16 protein-coding genes are annotated in these 17,000 nt (G+C 54.0%); 7 read left to right on the top strand and 9 right to left on the bottom strand.

Annotated features, from left to right (window positions below):
- Window positions 1-50: 50 nt before the first annotated feature.
- The 4 genes from frr to rpsB form a co-directional block, all read right to left on the bottom strand.
- Window positions 51-608 (bottom strand): ribosome recycling factor, encoded by a 558-nt coding sequence (gene frr, locus Q3H59_RS16395; protein WP_036649587.1) that lies wholly within the window; start codon window positions 606-608, stop codon window positions 51-53.
- 142 nt (window positions 609-750) lie between these two features.
- Window positions 751-1,476, bottom strand: coding sequence for a UMP kinase (gene pyrH / locus Q3H59_RS16400; protein WP_007893903.1), 726 nt, complete (start codon window positions 1,474-1,476; stop codon window positions 751-753).
- A gap of 154 nt (window positions 1,477-1,630) precedes the next feature.
- Window positions 1,631-2,482, bottom strand: a complete 852-nt coding sequence (gene tsf, locus Q3H59_RS16405; protein ID WP_309835868.1) for a translation elongation factor Ts — start codon at window positions 2,480-2,482, stop codon at window positions 1,631-1,633.
- A 182-nt stretch (window positions 2,483-2,664) separates the two neighbouring features.
- Window positions 2,665-3,384, bottom strand: coding sequence for a 30S ribosomal protein S2 (rpsB, locus tag Q3H59_RS16410; RefSeq protein ID WP_007893898.1), 720 nt, complete (start codon window positions 3,382-3,384; stop codon window positions 2,665-2,667).
- 318 nt (window positions 3,385-3,702) lie between these two features.
- Here rpsB and map point away from each other — a divergent pair, with 318 nt between their 5' ends.
- The 4 genes from map to Q3H59_RS16430 all read left to right on the top strand — a co-directional run bounded on the left by map (window position 3,703) and on the right by Q3H59_RS16430 (window position 8,809).
- The gene (gene map / locus Q3H59_RS16415; RefSeq protein WP_101762049.1) at window positions 3,703-4,497 is read left to right on the top strand and encodes a type I methionyl aminopeptidase; all 795 of its coding nucleotides are present in this window, start codon (window positions 3,703-3,705) and stop codon (window positions 4,495-4,497) included.
- A gap of 70 nt (window positions 4,498-4,567) precedes the next feature.
- Window positions 4,568-7,222 (top strand): bifunctional uridylyltransferase/uridylyl-removing protein GlnD, encoded by a 2,655-nt coding sequence (glnD, locus tag Q3H59_RS16420; RefSeq protein ID WP_110867586.1) that lies wholly within the window; start codon window positions 4,568-4,570, stop codon window positions 7,220-7,222.
- 76 nt (window positions 7,223-7,298) lie between these two features.
- Entirely contained in the window at window positions 7,299-8,123 is an 825-nt protein-coding gene (gene dapD / locus Q3H59_RS16425) for a 2,3,4,5-tetrahydropyridine-2,6-dicarboxylate N-succinyltransferase (RefSeq protein WP_008108489.1), read from the top strand.
- 293 nt (window positions 8,124-8,416) lie between these two features.
- Complete coding sequence (locus Q3H59_RS16430; protein WP_007893894.1) at window positions 8,417-8,809, top strand: DUF3461 family protein; 393 nt, start codon at window positions 8,417-8,419, stop codon at window positions 8,807-8,809.
- 42 nt (window positions 8,810-8,851) lie between these two features.
- Here Q3H59_RS16430 and Q3H59_RS16435 read toward each other — a convergent pair whose 3' ends face one another.
- From Q3H59_RS16435 to dgt, 4 genes are all read right to left on the bottom strand, one after another.
- Window positions 8,852-10,078 carry an alginate lyase family protein gene (locus Q3H59_RS16435; protein WP_192412333.1) on the bottom strand — a complete coding sequence of 409 codons (1,227 nt, stop codon included), beginning with the start codon at window positions 10,076-10,078 and terminating at the stop codon, window positions 8,852-8,854.
- Complete coding sequence (locus tag Q3H59_RS16440) at window positions 10,078-11,235, bottom strand: CdaR family transcriptional regulator (RefSeq protein WP_061718082.1); 1,158 nt, start codon at window positions 11,233-11,235, stop codon at window positions 10,078-10,080. The genes Q3H59_RS16435 and Q3H59_RS16440 overlap by 1 nt, the downstream gene beginning before the upstream one ends.
- Before the next feature lie 184 nt (window positions 11,236-11,419).
- Window positions 11,420-12,862: a serine endoprotease DegP gene (gene degP, locus Q3H59_RS16445; protein WP_101762052.1), complete on the bottom strand. Its 1,443-nt coding sequence runs from the start codon at window positions 12,860-12,862 to the stop codon at window positions 11,420-11,422.
- A gap of 136 nt (window positions 12,863-12,998) precedes the next feature.
- Window positions 12,999-14,492 carry a dGTPase gene (gene dgt, locus Q3H59_RS16450; protein ID WP_192412335.1) on the bottom strand — a complete coding sequence of 498 codons (1,494 nt, stop codon included), beginning with the start codon at window positions 14,490-14,492 and terminating at the stop codon, window positions 12,999-13,001.
- A 97-nt stretch (window positions 14,493-14,589) separates the two neighbouring features.
- Here dgt and mtnN point away from each other — a divergent pair, with 97 nt between their 5' ends.
- The 3 genes from mtnN to Q3H59_RS16465 all read left to right on the top strand — a co-directional run bounded on the left by mtnN (window position 14,590) and on the right by Q3H59_RS16465 (window position 16,450).
- Window positions 14,590-15,288 (top strand): 5'-methylthioadenosine/S-adenosylhomocysteine nucleosidase, encoded by a 699-nt coding sequence (gene mtnN, locus Q3H59_RS16455; RefSeq protein ID WP_280172476.1) that lies wholly within the window; start codon window positions 14,590-14,592, stop codon window positions 15,286-15,288.
- Window positions 15,281-16,090, top strand: a complete 810-nt coding sequence (gene btuF, locus Q3H59_RS16460) for a vitamin B12 ABC transporter substrate-binding protein BtuF (RefSeq protein WP_280172475.1) — start codon at window positions 15,281-15,283, stop codon at window positions 16,088-16,090. The genes mtnN and btuF overlap by 8 nt, the downstream gene beginning before the upstream one ends.
- A 108-nt stretch (window positions 16,091-16,198) precedes the next feature.
- Window positions 16,199-16,450 carry a hypothetical protein gene (locus tag Q3H59_RS16465; RefSeq protein WP_101762055.1) on the top strand — a complete coding sequence of 84 codons (252 nt, stop codon included), beginning with the start codon at window positions 16,199-16,201 and terminating at the stop codon, window positions 16,448-16,450.
- A 35-nt stretch (window positions 16,451-16,485) separates the two neighbouring features.
- On the opposite strand, the gene erpA is transcribed toward Q3H59_RS16465, so the two are convergent.
- Window positions 16,486-16,833, bottom strand: coding sequence for an iron-sulfur cluster insertion protein ErpA (gene erpA, locus Q3H59_RS16470; protein WP_280172474.1), 348 nt, complete (start codon window positions 16,831-16,833; stop codon window positions 16,486-16,488).
- Window positions 16,834-17,000: the final 167 nt, after the last annotated feature.

Raw genomic sequence — 17,000 nt, forward strand, 5'->3', positions numbered from 1 at the left:
CCAGAGTCGAACACGTCTCTGAACGGCGTTTTGAAAAGCAGTTGATGGAATTAGAAGTCCATCAGTTCCTTTTCTTTATCGGCCAATGCGGCATCAACACTCTTGATGTGCGCATCGGTCATTTTCTGGATCTCGTCCTGCGTACGACGTTCGTCGTCTTCGCTGATCTCTTTGTCTTTCAGCAGCGCTTTGATCTTATCGTTGGCGTCACGGCGGACGTTACGCACGGAAACACGGCCCTGCTCTGCTTCGCCACGTACGATCTTGATCAGGTCTTTACGACGCTCTTCGGTCAGCGCTGGCAGCGGCACACGAATATCGCTACCGGCTGAGCTTGGGTTCAGACCCAAATCAGACGTCATAATCGCTTTCTCAACCGCAGCGCTCAGCGAGCGATCAAATACGTTGATTTTCAACGTACGTGAATCCTCAACCGTCACGCTAGCCAGCTGGCGCAGCGGCGTTGGTGTACCGTAATAAGGAACCACAATGCCGTCGAGCAGTGAAGGCGAAGCACGACCGGTGCGGATTTTGCTGATGTTGTTTTTAAATGCATCCACACATTTTTCCATGCGCGTGTCTGCATCTTTTTTAATGTCGTTAATCACGTTGAAACCCTTGAATTCGGTTGACCTGGCCATTTCCGGGCTAACCGGAAGCGGTATCGATAAACATCGATCATCCTAATTGCTGCACGATGTCAGAGCATCGCGGCAAAAGAATATACCTTATTTTAACGTGCGTCGGGTATTAATGCGTAATCAGGGTGCCTTCTTTTTCACCCATCACGACGCGACGCAATGCGCCAGGCTTGTTCATGTTGAAGACGCGGATAGGCAGCTTGTGGTCACGCGCCAGCGTAAAGGCGGCGAGATCCATTACTTTAAGCTCTTTATCCAACACTTCTGCATAGCTCAGTTGGTCATACAGCGTGGCATCCGGGTTTTTCACCGGATCTTCAGAGTAGACGCCGTCTACTTTGGTGGCTTTCAGTACCACGTCGGCTTCGATTTCGATGCCGCGCAGGCAGGCTGCAGAGTCAGTGGTAAAGAACGGGTTGCCGGTACCGGCCGCGAAGATCACGACGCGGTTATTACGCAGCAGGCTGATCGCTTCTGCCCAGCTGTAGTTATCACACACGCCGTTCAGCGGAATCGCTGACATCAAGCGCGCATTGACATACGCACGGTGCAGCGCGTCACGCATTGCCAGGCCATTCATCACTGTTGCCAGCATGCCCATATGGTCGCCGACCACACGGTTCATGCCCGCCTGGGCCAGTCCTGCGCCGCGGAACAGGTTACCGCCACCAATAACCACACCCACCTGAATGCCCAGCTCAACCAGCTCTTTCACCTCTTGCGCCATGCGGTCAAGCACGCTCGCGTCGATGCCAAAACCTTCGGCACCTTGCAGTGCTTCGCCACTCAGTTTTAGCAGGATACGTTGATATACAGGTTTTGCGTTGGTCGCCATGGTCAGTTCTTCCTGGAAGATATGATGAAAAGGAGAAGTAAAATCTGGTCGATCATCCGCAAAGCCCGCGAGAAAAGCTATTGGGATGAGACTGAAAGTGCTGCACTAAATCGCAGACAAAAAAGAACCGCCTTGTGGCGGTTCTTTCGGACCATTAAGACTGTTTGGACATTGCAGCAACTTCTGCTGCGAAGTCAGCTTCAACTTTCTCAATGCCTTCGCCCACTTCGAAGCGGATGAAGTTGATGACGTCAGCGTTTTTCTCTTTCAACGCCTGGCCAACGGTTTTGCTTGGGTCGATAACGAAAGCCTGACCGGTCAGAGAAACTTCGCCGGTGAATTTCTTCATGCGGCCTTCAACCATTTTCTCTGCGATTTCTTTTGGCTTGCCAGACTGCATGGCGATATCCAGCTGAACCTGGTACTCTTTCTCAACCACGTCTGCAGACACGTCTTCTGGCTTGACGAATTCTGGCTTGCTTGCAGCGATGTGCATAGCAACTTGCTTGCCCAGTTCTTCGTCAGCACCGGTGGTAGAAACAACCACACCGATACGTGCGCCATGCTGATAGCTGTTCAGCTCAGCGCCTTCCAGAATAGCAATACGACGGATGTTGATGTTCTCACCGATTTTCGTAACCAGCGCTACGCGTTCTTCTTCGAACTGCGCTTTCAGAACTTCCACATCGGTAACTTTGCCAGCGACAGCTGCATCCAGAACCTTGTCAGCAAACGCCTGGAAACCGCCATCTTTTGCAACGAAGTCGGTCTGGCAGTTTACTTCCAGGATCGCCGCGAAGCCGTCAGCGATTTTGGTTTTGATCACGCCATCAGCAGCAACGTTGCCTGCTTTCTTAGCCGCTTTGATTGCGCCAGATTTGCGCATGTTCTCAATCGCCAGCTCAATGTCGCCGTTCGCTTCGGTCAGCGCTTTTTTGCAGTCCATCATGCCTGCGCCAGTACGCTCACGCAGTTCTTTTACCAATGCAGCGGTAATATCAGCCATTCCAGAATCCTCGATTCGTCTCTGTGTGCTCACACACTGTCAGAAACTTGTTGCGGAAAATTTACTCTGCCCCGCTCGCTCTGTAGTGAGCGTGACAGACTTAGATAAAATAAAGGGGCCTGAACGGCCCCCTTAACAGATAACATCTGATGTCTAAGGGCTCTTAGAAAGAGCGAACCTTATTAAGCTTCAGCAGCTTCTTCAGCCTGCTCAGCCAGATCCTGTGAACGGCCTTCGCGCACGGTAGTGGCAACGGCAGTCAGGTACAGGCTTACAGCACGGATCGCATCGTCGTTACCTGGGATAACGAAGTCAACGCCGTCTGGATCAGAGTTGGTATCAACGATAGCAAATACTGGGATACCCAGGTTGTTTGCTTCTTTGATAGCGATGTGCTCGTGATCAGCGTCAACAACGAACAGTGCATCCGGCAGACCGCCCATATCTTTGATACCGCCCAGGCTGTTTTCCAGCTTGGCCAGTTCGCGAGTGCGCATCAGCGCTTCTTTCTTGGTCAGTTTGTCGAAAGTACCGTCCTGAGACTGAGACTCAAGATCTTTCAGGCGTTTGATTGACTGACGAACGGTTTTCCAGTTAGTCAGCATGCCACCCAACCAGCGGTGGTTTACGAAGAACTGGTCGCAGCTCAGAGCTGACTCTTTTACCGCTTCGGCAGCAGCGCGCTTAGTACCAACGATCAGGATCTTACCTTTGCGGGAAGAGATCTTTTTCAACTCAGCCAGAGCGTCGTTGAACATTGGCACAGTCTGCTCGAGGTTGATGATGTGAACCTTGTTACGTGCGCCGAAGATGAATGGCTTCATTTTCGGGTTCCAGTAACGGGTCTGGTGACCAAAGTGAACACCAGCCTTGAGCATGTCGCGCATTGAAACAGTTGCCATGATTACCTCTAAAGTTTGATTTGGGGTTGGGCCTCCATGTATCCCATACGACCGACCTCTTTCAAGGCACCCCGGCGTATGTGTCGATACATGTGTGTTTTAGTACACATAATGAGTTTTATGCGTTTCCTGCCAGCCAAACGTCGGTGACAGAGAATCGTCGGCGCGCTTTATACCACAATGCGCAGGAATACGCCAATAGTAGTTGAGCGCCGCAGGCGCAGACAATCGCCATTTGGCAGCCCTTTTGCTGGCTGCTAACATGACTGCCACAGAACTCATTATTGTCGAAAAATTCGACGATTGCGGATTAATTTAATGGCTATTTCAATTAAAACCCCTGAAGAAATCGAAAAAATGCGCGTGGCGGGCCGCCTTGCCGCTGAAGTGCTGGAGATGATTGCCCCGCACGTGGTGCCTGGCGTCACCACCGGTGAACTGGATCGTCTCTGCCACGAACACATCACGCAGAAGCAGCAGGCGATTTCCGCCTGCCTCGGCTATCACGGCTTCCCGAAATCGGTGTGTATTTCGGTGAATGAAGTGGTATGTCACGGTATTCCGAGCGACGATCGCGTGCTGAAGGATGGCGACGTGGTTAACGTCGATGTCACGGTGATCAAAGATGAGTATCACGGCGATACCTCAAAAATGTTCATCGTCGGTAAAGCCACCATTCAGGGCGAGCGCCTGTGTCGCGTTACTCAGGAAAGTCTCTATATCGCGCTGCGTCTGGTGAAACCGGGTATTCGTCTGCGTGAACTGGGCCGCGCGATTCAGCAGTATGTCGAAGCACAGGATTTTTCGGTGGTGCGCGAGTATTGCGGTCACGGCATCGGCAAAGGCTTCCATGAAGAGCCGCAGGTACTGCATTACGACGCGGATGATAGCGGCGTGGTGTTGCAAGCAGGCATGACCTTCACCATCGAACCGATGGTCAATGCCGGTGATTACCGCATCCGCACCATGAAGGATGGCTGGACCGTGAAAACCAAAGATCGCAGCTTGTCCGCGCAGTATGAGCATACTATTGTGGTGACAGAAAACGGCTGTGAGATTCTGACGCTGCGTGAAGACGACACCCTTCCAGCGGTGCTCGAAAACGTCGCGTAATCATCTCGCTAACAGTACCAGGCCGGCTTATCGCTGGCCTTTTTTATGTGCGTAATGAAGAGGCATGTTGATGAGTGGTAGCGTGACCGAAGCAGTACACAAAGGCCTGACCGATTCCCCCGCCAGCTGGCCGGATGACGCCCTGACGCGCGACAAGCTCAAACACTATCTTGAGCAATTCCAGCAGCACCTGGGCATTGCATTTGATGCGGGCACCGATATTGAATCTCTGATTGATGCCCGCACGCTGTTTATCGACCGCTTATTGCGTCGTCTGTGGCGCTTCTTTGGTTTCGACCAGATGAAGGAGATCGCACTGGTTGCCGTTGGCGGTTATGGTCGCGGCGAACTGCATCCGCTCTCCGATATTGATGTGCTGATCCTCAGCCGCCAGCCGCTGGACGACACAGCCGCGCAGCGCGCCAGCGAGCTGCTAACGCTGATGTGGGATTTGAAGCTGGAAGTTGGTCACAGCGTACGTACGCTGGAAGAGTGCCTGCTGGAAGGCTTATCCGATCTTACGGTCGCCACCAACCTGATCGAATCGCGCATGCTCACTGGCGATGTGGCGCTGTTTCTCGAACTGCAAAAGAACATCTTCAGCGATGGTTTCTGGCCGTCGTCGCGCTTCTTCGCCGCCAAAATTGAAGAGCAGCAGGAGCGCCATCAGCGCTATCACGGCACCAGCTATAACCTCGAACCGGATATCAAAAGCAGCCCCGGCGGCCTGCGCGACATACACACGCTGCAATGGGTGGCGCGTCGTCACTTTGGCGCCACCACCATGGATGAGATGGTTGGTTTCGGCTTTATCACCGAAGCGGAACGCAATGAAATCAACGAGTGTCAGGAATTTTTGTGGCGCATTCGCTTTGCGCTGCACTTAACGCTGCCACGCTATGACAATCGTCTGCTGTTCGATCGCCAACTCACCGTCGCTCAACGCCTCAACTATCTTGGCGAAGTCAACGAGCCGGTTGAGCGCATGATGAAGGACTTCTATCGCGTCACGCGTCGCATCGGCGAACTCAATCAAATGCTGCTGCAGCTGTTCGATGAAGCGATTCTGGCGCTGTCGACCACTGAAAAACCGCGCAACATTGATGACGATTTCCAGATTCGCGGTGATCTCATCGACCTGCGCGATCTCACGCTGTTTGAGCGTGAGCCGCAAGCCATCTTGCGTATGTTCTACGTGATGGTGCGTAACGAAAACATCAAAGGTATTTACTCCACCACGCTGCGGCAGCTGCGCTATGCGCGCCGCCATTTGAAGCAGCCGCTGTGTCAAATTCCTGAAGCGCGTGAAACCTTTATGGCGATTCTGCGTCATCCTGGCGCGGTTAAGCGTGCGCTGGTGCCGATGCATCGTCACAGCGTGTTATGGGCCTATACGCCGCTGTGGGGCAACATCGTTGGCCAGATGCAGTTCGATCTGTTCCACGCTTACACGGTGGATGAGCACACCATCCGCGTGCTGCAGAAGCTGGAGAGTTTTGCCGACGAAGCCACGCGCCCGATGCATCCGCTGTGCGTTGAACTCTGGCCGCGCCTGCCACAGCCGGAACTGTTGCTGATGGCTGCGCTGCTGCACGATATCGCCAAAGGCCGCAACGGCGATCACTCCATTCTCGGCGCGCAGGATGCGCTCGACTTTGCCGAACTACACGGACTGAACTCCCGCGAAACGCAGCTGGTTGCCTGGCTGGTACGCCATCATTTATTGATGTCAGTCACCGCGCAGCGTCGCGATATTCAGGATCCCACCGTGATTCAGCAATTCGCCGAAGTGATGCAGAACGAAAATCGCTTACGCTATCTGGCGTGCCTGACGGTTTCCGATATCTGCGCCACCAATGAAAGCTTGTGGAACAGCTGGAAGCAGAGTTTGTTGCGCGAGCTGTTCTTCGCGACCGAAAAACAGCTGCGCCGCGGCATGGAAAACAGCCCGGATCTGCGCGAGCGCGTGCGCCATCATCGTCTGCAAGCGCTGGCGCTGCTGCGGATGGAAAACCTCGACGAAGAGCGTTTGCACCATATCTGGAGCCGCTGCCGCGCCGACTATTTCTTGCGTCACACACCGAATCAGCTCGCCTGGCATGCGCGTCATTTAATTCATCACGATCTCAACAAACCGCTGGTGCTGGTCAGCCCGCAGGCCACCCGCGGCGGTACCGAGATCTTTATCTGGAGCCCGGATCGTCCGCACCTGTTTGCTGCGGTGGCCGGCGAGTTGGATCGCCGCAATCTCAGCGTGCATGATGCGCAGATCTTTACCAGTCGCGATGGCATGGCAATGGACACCTTTATTGTGCTGGAGCCGGATGGCAGCCCGCTGGCCGCCGATCGCCATCCGCTGATCATTCAGGCGCTGGAACAAGCCATCACGCAAAACGAATGGGTTCCGCCGCGTACGCGTCGCCAGTCTGCGCGCCTCAAGCATTTCAGTGTCGATACCGAAGTCAATTTCCTGCCGACGCACACCGACCGCCGCAGTTATCTGGAATTGGTCGCGCTCGATCAGCCCGGCTTGCTGGCGCGCGTGGGTGAAGTGTTCGCCGATTTGGGCGTGTCGCTGCACGGCGCACGCATCAGTACGATTGGTGAACGGGTTGAGGATCTTTTCATCCTCGCCGATAGTGAGCGACGTGCGCTTGGGGTGGAAATGCGCAATGTGTTGCAACAGAGGTTGACAGAGGCCCTTAATCCAAACGATAAAGTGTGACCGCAATCGATTAATCAAATTTATTTACCGTGCCAGTGCGATGCTGGCACCCGTATTACAGACTTAGGAAATCATTATGCAACAGTTACAGAGCGTTATCGAATCTGCCTTTGAGCGCCGCGCCGACATCACGCCATCTAGCGTAGACAGCGCGACCCGCGATGCTATCACCCAGGTTATTGGCCTGCTGGATAGCGGTGAACTGCGCGTGTCTGAAAAGATCAACGGTGAGTGGGTAACGCATCAGTGGCTGAAGAAAGCAGTGCTGTTGTCGTTCCGCATCAACGACAATCAGGTCATGGAAGGTTCTGAAACCCGCTTCTACGACAAAGTGCCAATGAAGTTTGCTGGCTGGGATGAAGCGCGTTTTAAAAACGCCGGTTTCCGCGTTGTGCCACCTGCTGCCGTGCGTCAGGGCGCATTCATCGCACGTAATACCGTGCTGATGCCTTCCTACGTCAACATCGGCGCTTACGTTGATGAAGGCACCATGGTTGATACCTGGGCGACTGTGGGTTCTTGCGCGCAGATCGGTAAAAACGTCCACCTGTCAGGCGGCGTGGGCATCGGTGGCGTGCTGGAGCCGCTGCAGGCTAACCCAACCATCATCGAAGATAACTGCTTCATTGGCGCACGTTCAGAAATCGTTGAAGGCGTGATCGTCGAAGAAGGTTCCGTGATCTCCATGGGCGTTTACATCGGCCAGAGCACCAAAATCTTTGACCGCGAAACCGGCGAAGTGCATTACGGCCGCGTACCTGCGGGTTCCGTGGTGGTTTCCGGTAATCTGCCGTCTAAAGATGGTAGCTACAGCCTGTACTGCGCGGTAATCGTGAAGAAAGTTGACGCTAAAACGCTCAGCAAAACAGGCATTAACGAACTGCTGCGCAGCATCGACTGAGCTTCTCCTGCCTGAAGATCTTCCCGACGGGCCTGCCTACAGGCCCGTAATTATTTGTTTACACTCCCGCCAGAATTACCTGTTTCGCGCCGCGAATTAACACGTGCGTTTATTTTTCAAACAGTTCATAATCCGCGCCAAGTTAACTCCGGTCGCGCACTGTTCATCCCGGTTTTTGTGTCTACAGTTGATTAAGTATGCCGTAAGCGTTCCGGTTGCCGCGTTTCTGCTGCATCCCGAATGATGATGATAGTCCTGCGCGCTCACCCACTCTTAGATGGAATATAAACGCTATGTACGACAACCTGAAAAGCTTAGGTATCAGCAACCCTGACGACATCGACCGTTACAGCCTGCGTCAGGAAGCTAACAACGACATTCTTAAAATCTACTTCCGCAAAGACAAAGGTGAATTCTTTGCTAAAAGCGTGAAATTCAAATATCCACGTCAGCGCAAAACCGTTGTCGCCGATCACACCAGCCAGGGTTACAAAGAAGTGCAGGAAATCAGCCCGAACCTGCGTTATGTGATCGATGAGCTGGACCAGATTTGCCAGCGCGACCAGGTTGAAGTGGATCTGAAGCGCAAAATTCTGGCGGATCTGCGCCATCTGGAAAGCGTGGTTTCGAACAAGATCGCTGAAATCGAATCAGACCTTGATCAGCTGACCCGCAACAACCGTTAATTTCGCGCTTTAAATAACAGGCCAGCCGATGCTGGCCTTTTTTTATGGCTGCTGATAAGGCAGCGAAAGCAGCCAGGTATCACGCTGTGCCTGCCTCACCGCCCCACTCTTTTGATCTTTCCAATGCGTCTGCATGATCCACTGTTGATAACGCGGCTGCTGCAGGCTGTTATCGGCCATTGAAAGCAGCGGAATGATGCGCTGGCTCACGCGATCGCGGTTTTTCCACGGCCAGACTTTAGCGGCATCGCTGTACGGCGCCATCATGTCGAGCGCTGCCAGCAACGATCCGCCTGGCTGCTGGCTATGCCATAAATCGCCTAACCCTGCTTTACCGGCTAGCTGCGCCAATGCGCTAAGCGCCTGCAGATTGAAGTAGCTGTAATGGAAGGATCGCGTGCGCGCTAACTCTGCGGGCTGGCTGCCATCGGCACGAATTTGCAGCGCAATTTTATTGCGCGCCAACTCTACCATCGCTGTGACTGTCTCACGATCGCCCAGATACCACGCGATTCCCGCCACCTGCGTGCAATACCAACTGCCATGATTATTCACCGCCGCCGCTTCTTGCAGTGCTAGCGGATTGTGCCGCAGCCAGTGCAGATACTCGCTAAACCACTGCTGCATCGCTTGCTGATCGGCAGGCTGCCAACCGGGCGCATTGCGTAGCAAAGTCAGCGCATCCACCACGCGCGTGGCAAAGTAGCGCCCATCGAGCACGCCATCATGGCGGCCCGCGGATCGGCCCGGAATGCCTTGAGCAAAGTTAAGATTAGGGTGCATACGGCTGGTGGGATTGATAAACCAGTGACGCATCATCGCCAGCGCTTTGTCGGCATAACGTTGATTGCCAGATAAATACCAGGCCAGCGTCAGCGCCTGAAAATCGGCGGTAAAGCGCGCCAGCCGCACGCCATCACTTTGATCATTCTTACTGGCAGGATTCACTTCGCCATCACGACGCTGCCACGGCAGGCCGTCGGCGCTGCTGGCGTCCGGCCACCAATAGGCGCTCAGGCTTAAATAATCCTGCTTCGAGCCGCTCAGCGGCATCATACCTTTATCGGTGACGCTGGGATTGGGGTGTTGTAGCGCGTTATCCGCTTGCTGTTTAAGCTGATGCCAGGCGTCGAGCGTTGGCGGCGCGGCCTGATGATGTGCCAGCTGCTGCTTAACTTTCTGCAGATCGTTTAATGAGAGAAAGGCCGGATCGTTAGCCAAACTTAGCGCGCTATACAGCCACAGCAACGCAATCCACAGGTTTCTCATTAACTTTGCTCATCCAGTTGAAGCGCCACGTACAGCAGCAAGCGATCGTCAAAATTGCCCAGATCGAGCCCGGTAAGCTCGGAAATACGGTTGAGGCGATACTCCAGCGTGTTGCGATGAATGAACAGCGCGCGTGCCGTAGCGCTGGGTTGCACGTTGTGGCTGAACCACGCCACCAGCGTGCGTCGCAGCAAGCCATTGTTATCCATGCTTTTCAGCTTTGCCAGCGGGCGTGCCAGTTCGTTGGCCTGCCAGCCGCCGCGTAAACTGTCGAGCAGCACCGGCAGCACCAGATCCTGATAAAAATAGCTGCGCTGTTCCGGCATGCGCTGTTTGCCCACCATCATGGTGGTACGCGCGGTGCGGTACGAACGTGCGATGCTGCCGGGACCGGTAAAGTAGTTGCCGAGCGCGATGCGCATTCGCACCTGGCCGCTCTCCTTCATGCGTTGCAGCAGTTGATCCACGCGGCGGCGATGATCGTCCTGATCGTAGCGGCCATGCGCATTCAGTGCCGGTTTCAGCACCACCATTTCGGTGAGTGAAACAATCGCAATCAGGTTGTCGCGTTCCGGCGTGGTCAGCAGCGTTTGCAGCTGTTGCAGCTCAGACATGGCGCTATCAACGCCTAGCTGGCCGCTGTCCACTTCCACCACCGCCACCACGCGCGGTTGATTGAGATCGATGCCGAGCCGCTGCGCCCATTCGCTGAGCGCTGGCGATAAGGTTTCGCTGCGCACCAGATTCAGCACCAGCTCTTCTCGCAAGCGGCTATCCTGCGCCAGCATGTGTAACAAACGCGCCTGTTCCAGCATCATTTCGGCGGTCATACACACCAATTCGCCGTAGTGACGCAGCGTTGCCGGTTGGCCGGTCAAACCGATCACGCCGACGATATCGCCATCAATGCGCAGCGGCAAATTGATGCCAGGACGCACGCCGTGCAGATGTTTTGCCACCGCTTCGTCGATGTCTACCACGCGCCCTTGTGACAACACCAAAAGCGCGCCTTCGTGCAATTCGCCAATGCGCTCACGATCGCCACTGCCGATGATGCGACCACGCGCATCCATCACGTTGACATTGCTGTCAATAATTTGCATGGTGCGGGCAACAATATCCTGAGCCAGTCGCGCATCGAGATGATAGGTGGCCATCAAACACTCCGGAGATAAGGACGAACAGACAGAATACGCATCCGTTACGGCGCTGACATTGTGCAACTGCACATAGCCAGCGGGATTATGCGGGATTTGCGGTAAGCGTCACATTCAGTACCGGACATTTGCACAGACACAAAAAAGGCGAGCCAAAGCTCGCCTGTTATCAACAACCTGAAACTTACTGCATCAGCAGATACAGGCTGCTGTCACCGCGCTGCACGTTCAGTGCCAGCACCGAAGGTTTGGTGTCGAGCACTTTACGCAGCTCGCCAAGATTAGCTACGGCTTGCTGGTTGACACCCAGAATCACGTCACCTTTCTTCAAGCCAATTCGCGCCGCTGCGCTGCCAGGCTTGACGCTATCGACGCGCACGCCTTTCTGGCCGTTGGTATCAATATTGCTGAGATCGGCACCTTCAATACCTGTGTAAATGGTGGCGGACTGCACTTTATCCTGCGAGCTCTGCTGCAGTTCAACGGTGACGTTCACCGGTTTGCCTTCGCGCAGCAGGCCCAGCTGCAGCTTGGTACCGACCGGCAGCGAGCCGACTTCGGCACGCAGCGCTGCAAAGCTGGTCAGCGCTTTACCGTTCATCGACACCACCACGTCACCCGCTTTCACGCCGGCTTTCGCCGCAGCAGAGTTCGGCAATACCTGGCTAACAAAGGCGCCGCGCTGCGCATCGACTTTCATCGCTTTCGCCAGCTCTGAGTTCAGCTCGGTGCCCATAATGCCCAGCTCGCCGCGTTTCACCTGACCGTACTCCACCATCTGCGCGGTAAGGTTTTTCACCATTGAACTTGGAATGGCAAAGCCGATACCGATGTTGCCGCCGTCCGGCGCCAGAATCGCGGTGTTAATCCCGATCAGCTCGCCGTTAAGGTTTACCAATGCGCCACCGGAGTTACCACGGTTAATCGCCGCATCGGTCTGGATGAAGTTTTCGTAATTTTCAACGTTCAGGCCGCTGCGGCCCAGCGCCGAAACAATCCCCGAAGTCACCGTTTCGCCAAGGCCGTACGGGTTACCAATCGCCACGGTGTAATCACCGACGCGCAGGTTGTCGGAGTCGGCAATCTTAATTGCGGTGAGGTTTTTCGCATCCTGCAGCTGAATCAGCGCGATATCTGATTGTGGATCTTTACCGATCACTTTGGCGTCGTAACGACGTCCATCGCTGAGCTGCACCTGGATTTTGGTCGCGTTATCCACCACGTGGTTGTTGGTCACCACATAGCCTTTATCCGCGTTAATTACCACGCCGGAACCCAGCGCACGGAACTGCTGTTTCTGCGCGTTAGCACCGCCATCCGCGCCGCCGTCACCACCGCCGTTTTGACACATGGGTGAGCTTTGGAACGGTGAACCGTCCTGGCAGAACGGAGAATTATCACCAAAGAATTGCTGGAACTGCTGCGGCATACGCGGCGTTTTAACCGTCGTCGAGCCTTCCACACTGATACTCACCACGGAAGGCATGACTTTTTCCAGCATGGGTGCCAGGCTTGGCAACTGCTGGCTGGAAGAAGAAGCGGTCTCTGCGGCAAATACACTCACAGGGCTCAGCGTCGCCGCGCCGAAACTCAGCGCCAACGCCAGCATAATTGTGTTTTTTTTCATTTATCTGTGTCTCTCTAAGAATTACGGCCAGACCATTGCTGTGGTCGTGATGGTGAGATTAAGTTTTTAGCGCGAAGTTCCTAATAAAGTTTTAGGTAAAGGTAAAAAATTGTTCTTCATCTTTACAATTGTGCGCTTATTCAACCGCCATTAAACGACGATATTCGTCCCAGGCATAATTGTCCGTCATCCCACTAATGTAGTCCTGAATCAGACGCGCACGATAATAACGTTCCCACAACAAGCGCTGATATTTATGCTCAACAATTAATGAGCGCATGTGTTGTTGATAGGCCTTTCGATGTTTGCCAGAAAGCTTATGAAACAAGCGGGTTTCAATCGGATGCTTTGCCAGAAAATCCTCGTTCATCAAGGTGGTAAATTGCTCGTAATCCAGCAACAGCAGTGACTGATATATTTCGAGCAAACCTTTAATTACCCGATAACCCTGCAATTCCAGTTGTTCAACTTCCGGATGATTAAACACCTGCTGACGCGCAACCGTTTTAAATAGTTTTAGCAAGCGACCTTCTTCACCATCATCTTCCAGTAAAGCGTGATTAAAATCGCCTTCGAAAATAGCCGGTAAGTTGTCGATGAAACGCTTAACCGCATGGCTAACCAGCACGTTTTGCACGTTAACCCGCAATGACATAAAGAATTGATCGCTGATACTGCGGCGTTTTTTCTGATTAGCCTCTTTCCAGGCATCACCGATAGTACGGCTGAAAACATCGCCGTTTTTTACCGCGCCCCAGGCATCCAATAAATGCTTATACAACGTTTCCACATGGAAGATGTCTTTTTCTACGGCGTCATCCAAATCGGCAATGCAATAAGAGATATCGTCGGCGGCTTCCATTATCCAGGTAAGCGGGAAACGATGGTGCTGTTTAATATTGGTCGCTTCACGCAGCTCAGCCACATATTCTCGCTCAGATAAATAGAAGCCCGGCTTTTTCATTAATACGCTAAATTCAGCCGGTTTATCGCCTTGCCACCATGCGGGCGCGGTATATTTCAAAATACAGGCGACCTGCGCATAGCTGAGATTGAGTTGCAGCAGCGTATGCACCAGGCGAATCGCCTGCGCGTTACCCTCGAAATGGCATAAATCTTGACGAATCATTGCATTCAACTGGTCAAAAGCGGCGCGCTCAGCCTCATCGGCAACGCCCGCCACCAGCGGATCGACCAGCTCGGCAGGCAGATTTTCGTCGAACCAGTCATTGATCGCCGCCTCGCCAAAATGACCAAACGGCGGATTGCCGACATCGTGCAGTAAACAGGCCATCTCAATCAGGCTTTCGAAGGCACCTTCAAACTCATCCAGCCCATAATTCGCCAGCCCGCCGCCCTGGGTTTTCAGCGATTGCAGAATCTCTTTGGTGATATATCGCCCGGTTTGCTGCACTTCCAGCGAGTGCGTTAGACGCGAACGCACCGCCGCATTGCGCTCGAGCGGGAATACCTGGGTTTTCTGTTGCAGACGACGAATGGCGGCGGAGTTAATAATACGTCCGCGATCGCTTTCAAAGTGGCGGGTAATAAAGTATTCCCCTTCGGGATCTTTGCGGCTGGTATAAGGGCGGGTGAAACTGATCTTCTTCCTGAAATTGATCGTCGCCATAATTACCCCTTATTTTTTCGTGAATTCTTCCTCAATCAGCCATGTTAGACTATGCCTCACTTTTGCGGGTTACATCCATTAAATTAGCGAGATTCTTATGAAAGTAGGCATTATTGGCGCGATGGAGCAGGAAGTTACACTGCTGCGTGACAAAATCGAAAACCGCCAGACACTGACGCTGGCCGGCTGCGAATTTTACACCGGCACGCTGAATGGTGTTGAGGTGGCGCTGCTGAAATCAGGCATCGGCAAAGTGGCCGCCGCGCTCGGTACCACCTTGCTGCTTCAGCTGTGCAAGCCGGATGTGGTAATCAACACCGGTTCTGCCGGCGGATTGGCGCCAACGCTGAAAGTGGGCGATATCGTGGTGTCGGATGAAGTGCGCTATCACGATGCCGACGTCACCGCCTTCGGTTACGAGCCAGGCCAGATGGCCAGCTGCCCCGCCGCTTTCGTGGCGGATGACAAACTGATTGCCGCCGCTGAAAGGGTTATCAAGCAGCTCGACCTCAACGCGGTACGCGGTTTGGTAGTGAGCGGCGATGCGTTTATCAACGGCGCTGCACCGCTGGAACGCATCCGCACCACCTTCCCGCAGGCGATTGCGGTGGAGATGGAAGCGACCGCAATTGGTCACGTTTGCCATCAGTTCAAGGTGCCATTTGTGGTGGTGCGCGCCATTTCTGACGTTGCCGATCAGGAATCACACCTCAGCTTCGATGAGTTCCTCAGTGTTGCGGCAAAACAATCTTCACTGATGGTTGAAAACCTGTTGGTTCAGCTGGCGCGTGGCTAAAATCCTGCTGCTTGGGCTGTTGCTGCTGTGCAACAGCCTGTTCGCCGCCGCGCCGCGCGTCATCACCCTTTCGCCCCATCTGACGGAACTGGCCTTCGCCGCAGGCATTACGCCGCTCGCCGTCAGCGCCTTCTCCGATTATCCCGCGCAGGCCAACGCGCTGGAACAAGTGGCGAACTGGCAAGGCATTAAAGTGGAACGCATTCTGCAACTGAAGCCGGATGTGGTACTGGCGTGGCGCGGCGGTAATCCACAGCGGCAAATTGAACAGCTGCAGCGTTTCGGGGTCAAGGTTGAGTGGATCGATCCGCAAACCATTGACCAAATGATCGATGCGCTGGCGGCGTTACAGCGCTGGAGTCCGCAGCCGCAGCAAGCCATCGATGCGGCGCAGGCATTACGCGCGCAGGAAGCGGAGCTGCGCAAGCAGTATCAGCAAAGTACGCCGCTGCCGCTGTTTTTGCAGTTTGGTCAGCAGCCGCTGTTTACGGCTTCGCGTAACACCATGCAAAACCAGGTCATTGAGCTGTGCGGCGGCAGGAATATTTTTGCCGATAGCAGCGTTAGCTGGCCGCAGGTGAGCCGCGAACAGGTGCTGATGCGCCATCCGCAGGCGATTGTGATCGGGGGTGATGCCGCTCGGGCCGCCAGCATCGCGCAATATTGGCAGCCGCAATTGGATGTGCCGGTGATCGCCATCAATGACGACTGGCTGAGCCGTCCGGGGCCTCGCATGCTGCTGGCAGCGAAACAGCTGTGTGCAGATTTACATCCGACGAAAAAAAGCACTAATAAAGATTAAAGATTCGGCATAAATTGTCGTAAATCATAATACAAGGCACAGCGGCCACGTATGCTCTGTGCCCATTTTTAGCGCTAAGCGCAATTTTGTCTTCACCAGGAACTATTCATGACCAGAGCACTGCTGCTGGCCATAGGGCTCGTGATCGCTGCACCTCTGAGTGCGGCCACGTCGACCGGCTCTATCGCCGCTACCTTAACGTTATTCTCGCGTTGCGATATCTCACGCCAGAGTGAACACTCTCTGCCAAAAGTAGATTGTGGACGTCACTTTAGCGCGCAGCCGCGCATTACCGAACGAGTATTAAAACGCGATGCTAAACGCCGTGAATCTGCGCGTTTAGTGACTATTGAATGGTAGGAATCTGGCTACCAGAACGGCAGCCAGAAGCAGCATTAGATGCTGAAGGAAGAACCACAACCGCAGGTGGTTTTGGCATTCGGGTTGGTCACGATAAAACGTGAACCTTCCAGGCCTTCGGTGTAATCCACGGAACCGCCCACCAGATATTGCAGGCTCATCGGATCCACCACCAGCGCCACGCCTTGTTTCTCGATGGTCATGTCACCGTCATTCATTTGATCGTCAAACGTGAAGCCGTACTGGAAACCGCTGCAACCGCCGCCGGTAATATAAACGCGCAATTTCAGCGCGGGATTCTCTTCATCAGAAATCAGGTTTTTTACTTTTTTTGCTGCTGCATCAGTGAATTGCAAAGGCAGCGCTGTTAAGTCGTCACTCATCTTTTACTCCGGGTAAACGTCGAGGTCAGAAAACGACCTTAATCTCGCTATTATCTGCCAGCCGTCCAGTGCAATCAAGTCTCACGCTTGACACTGCGTGCCGCCGCATGCGCAGGAAAGTATATACCCTAAACTTTAGCGCAAGCCGTTATTCCCGTAGAATGGCG

The organism is Pantoea sp. SORGH_AS_0659, from assembly GCF_031453915.1.
GTDB classification, from domain to species: domain Bacteria; phylum Pseudomonadota; class Gammaproteobacteria; order Enterobacterales; family Enterobacteriaceae; genus Pantoea; species Pantoea leporis.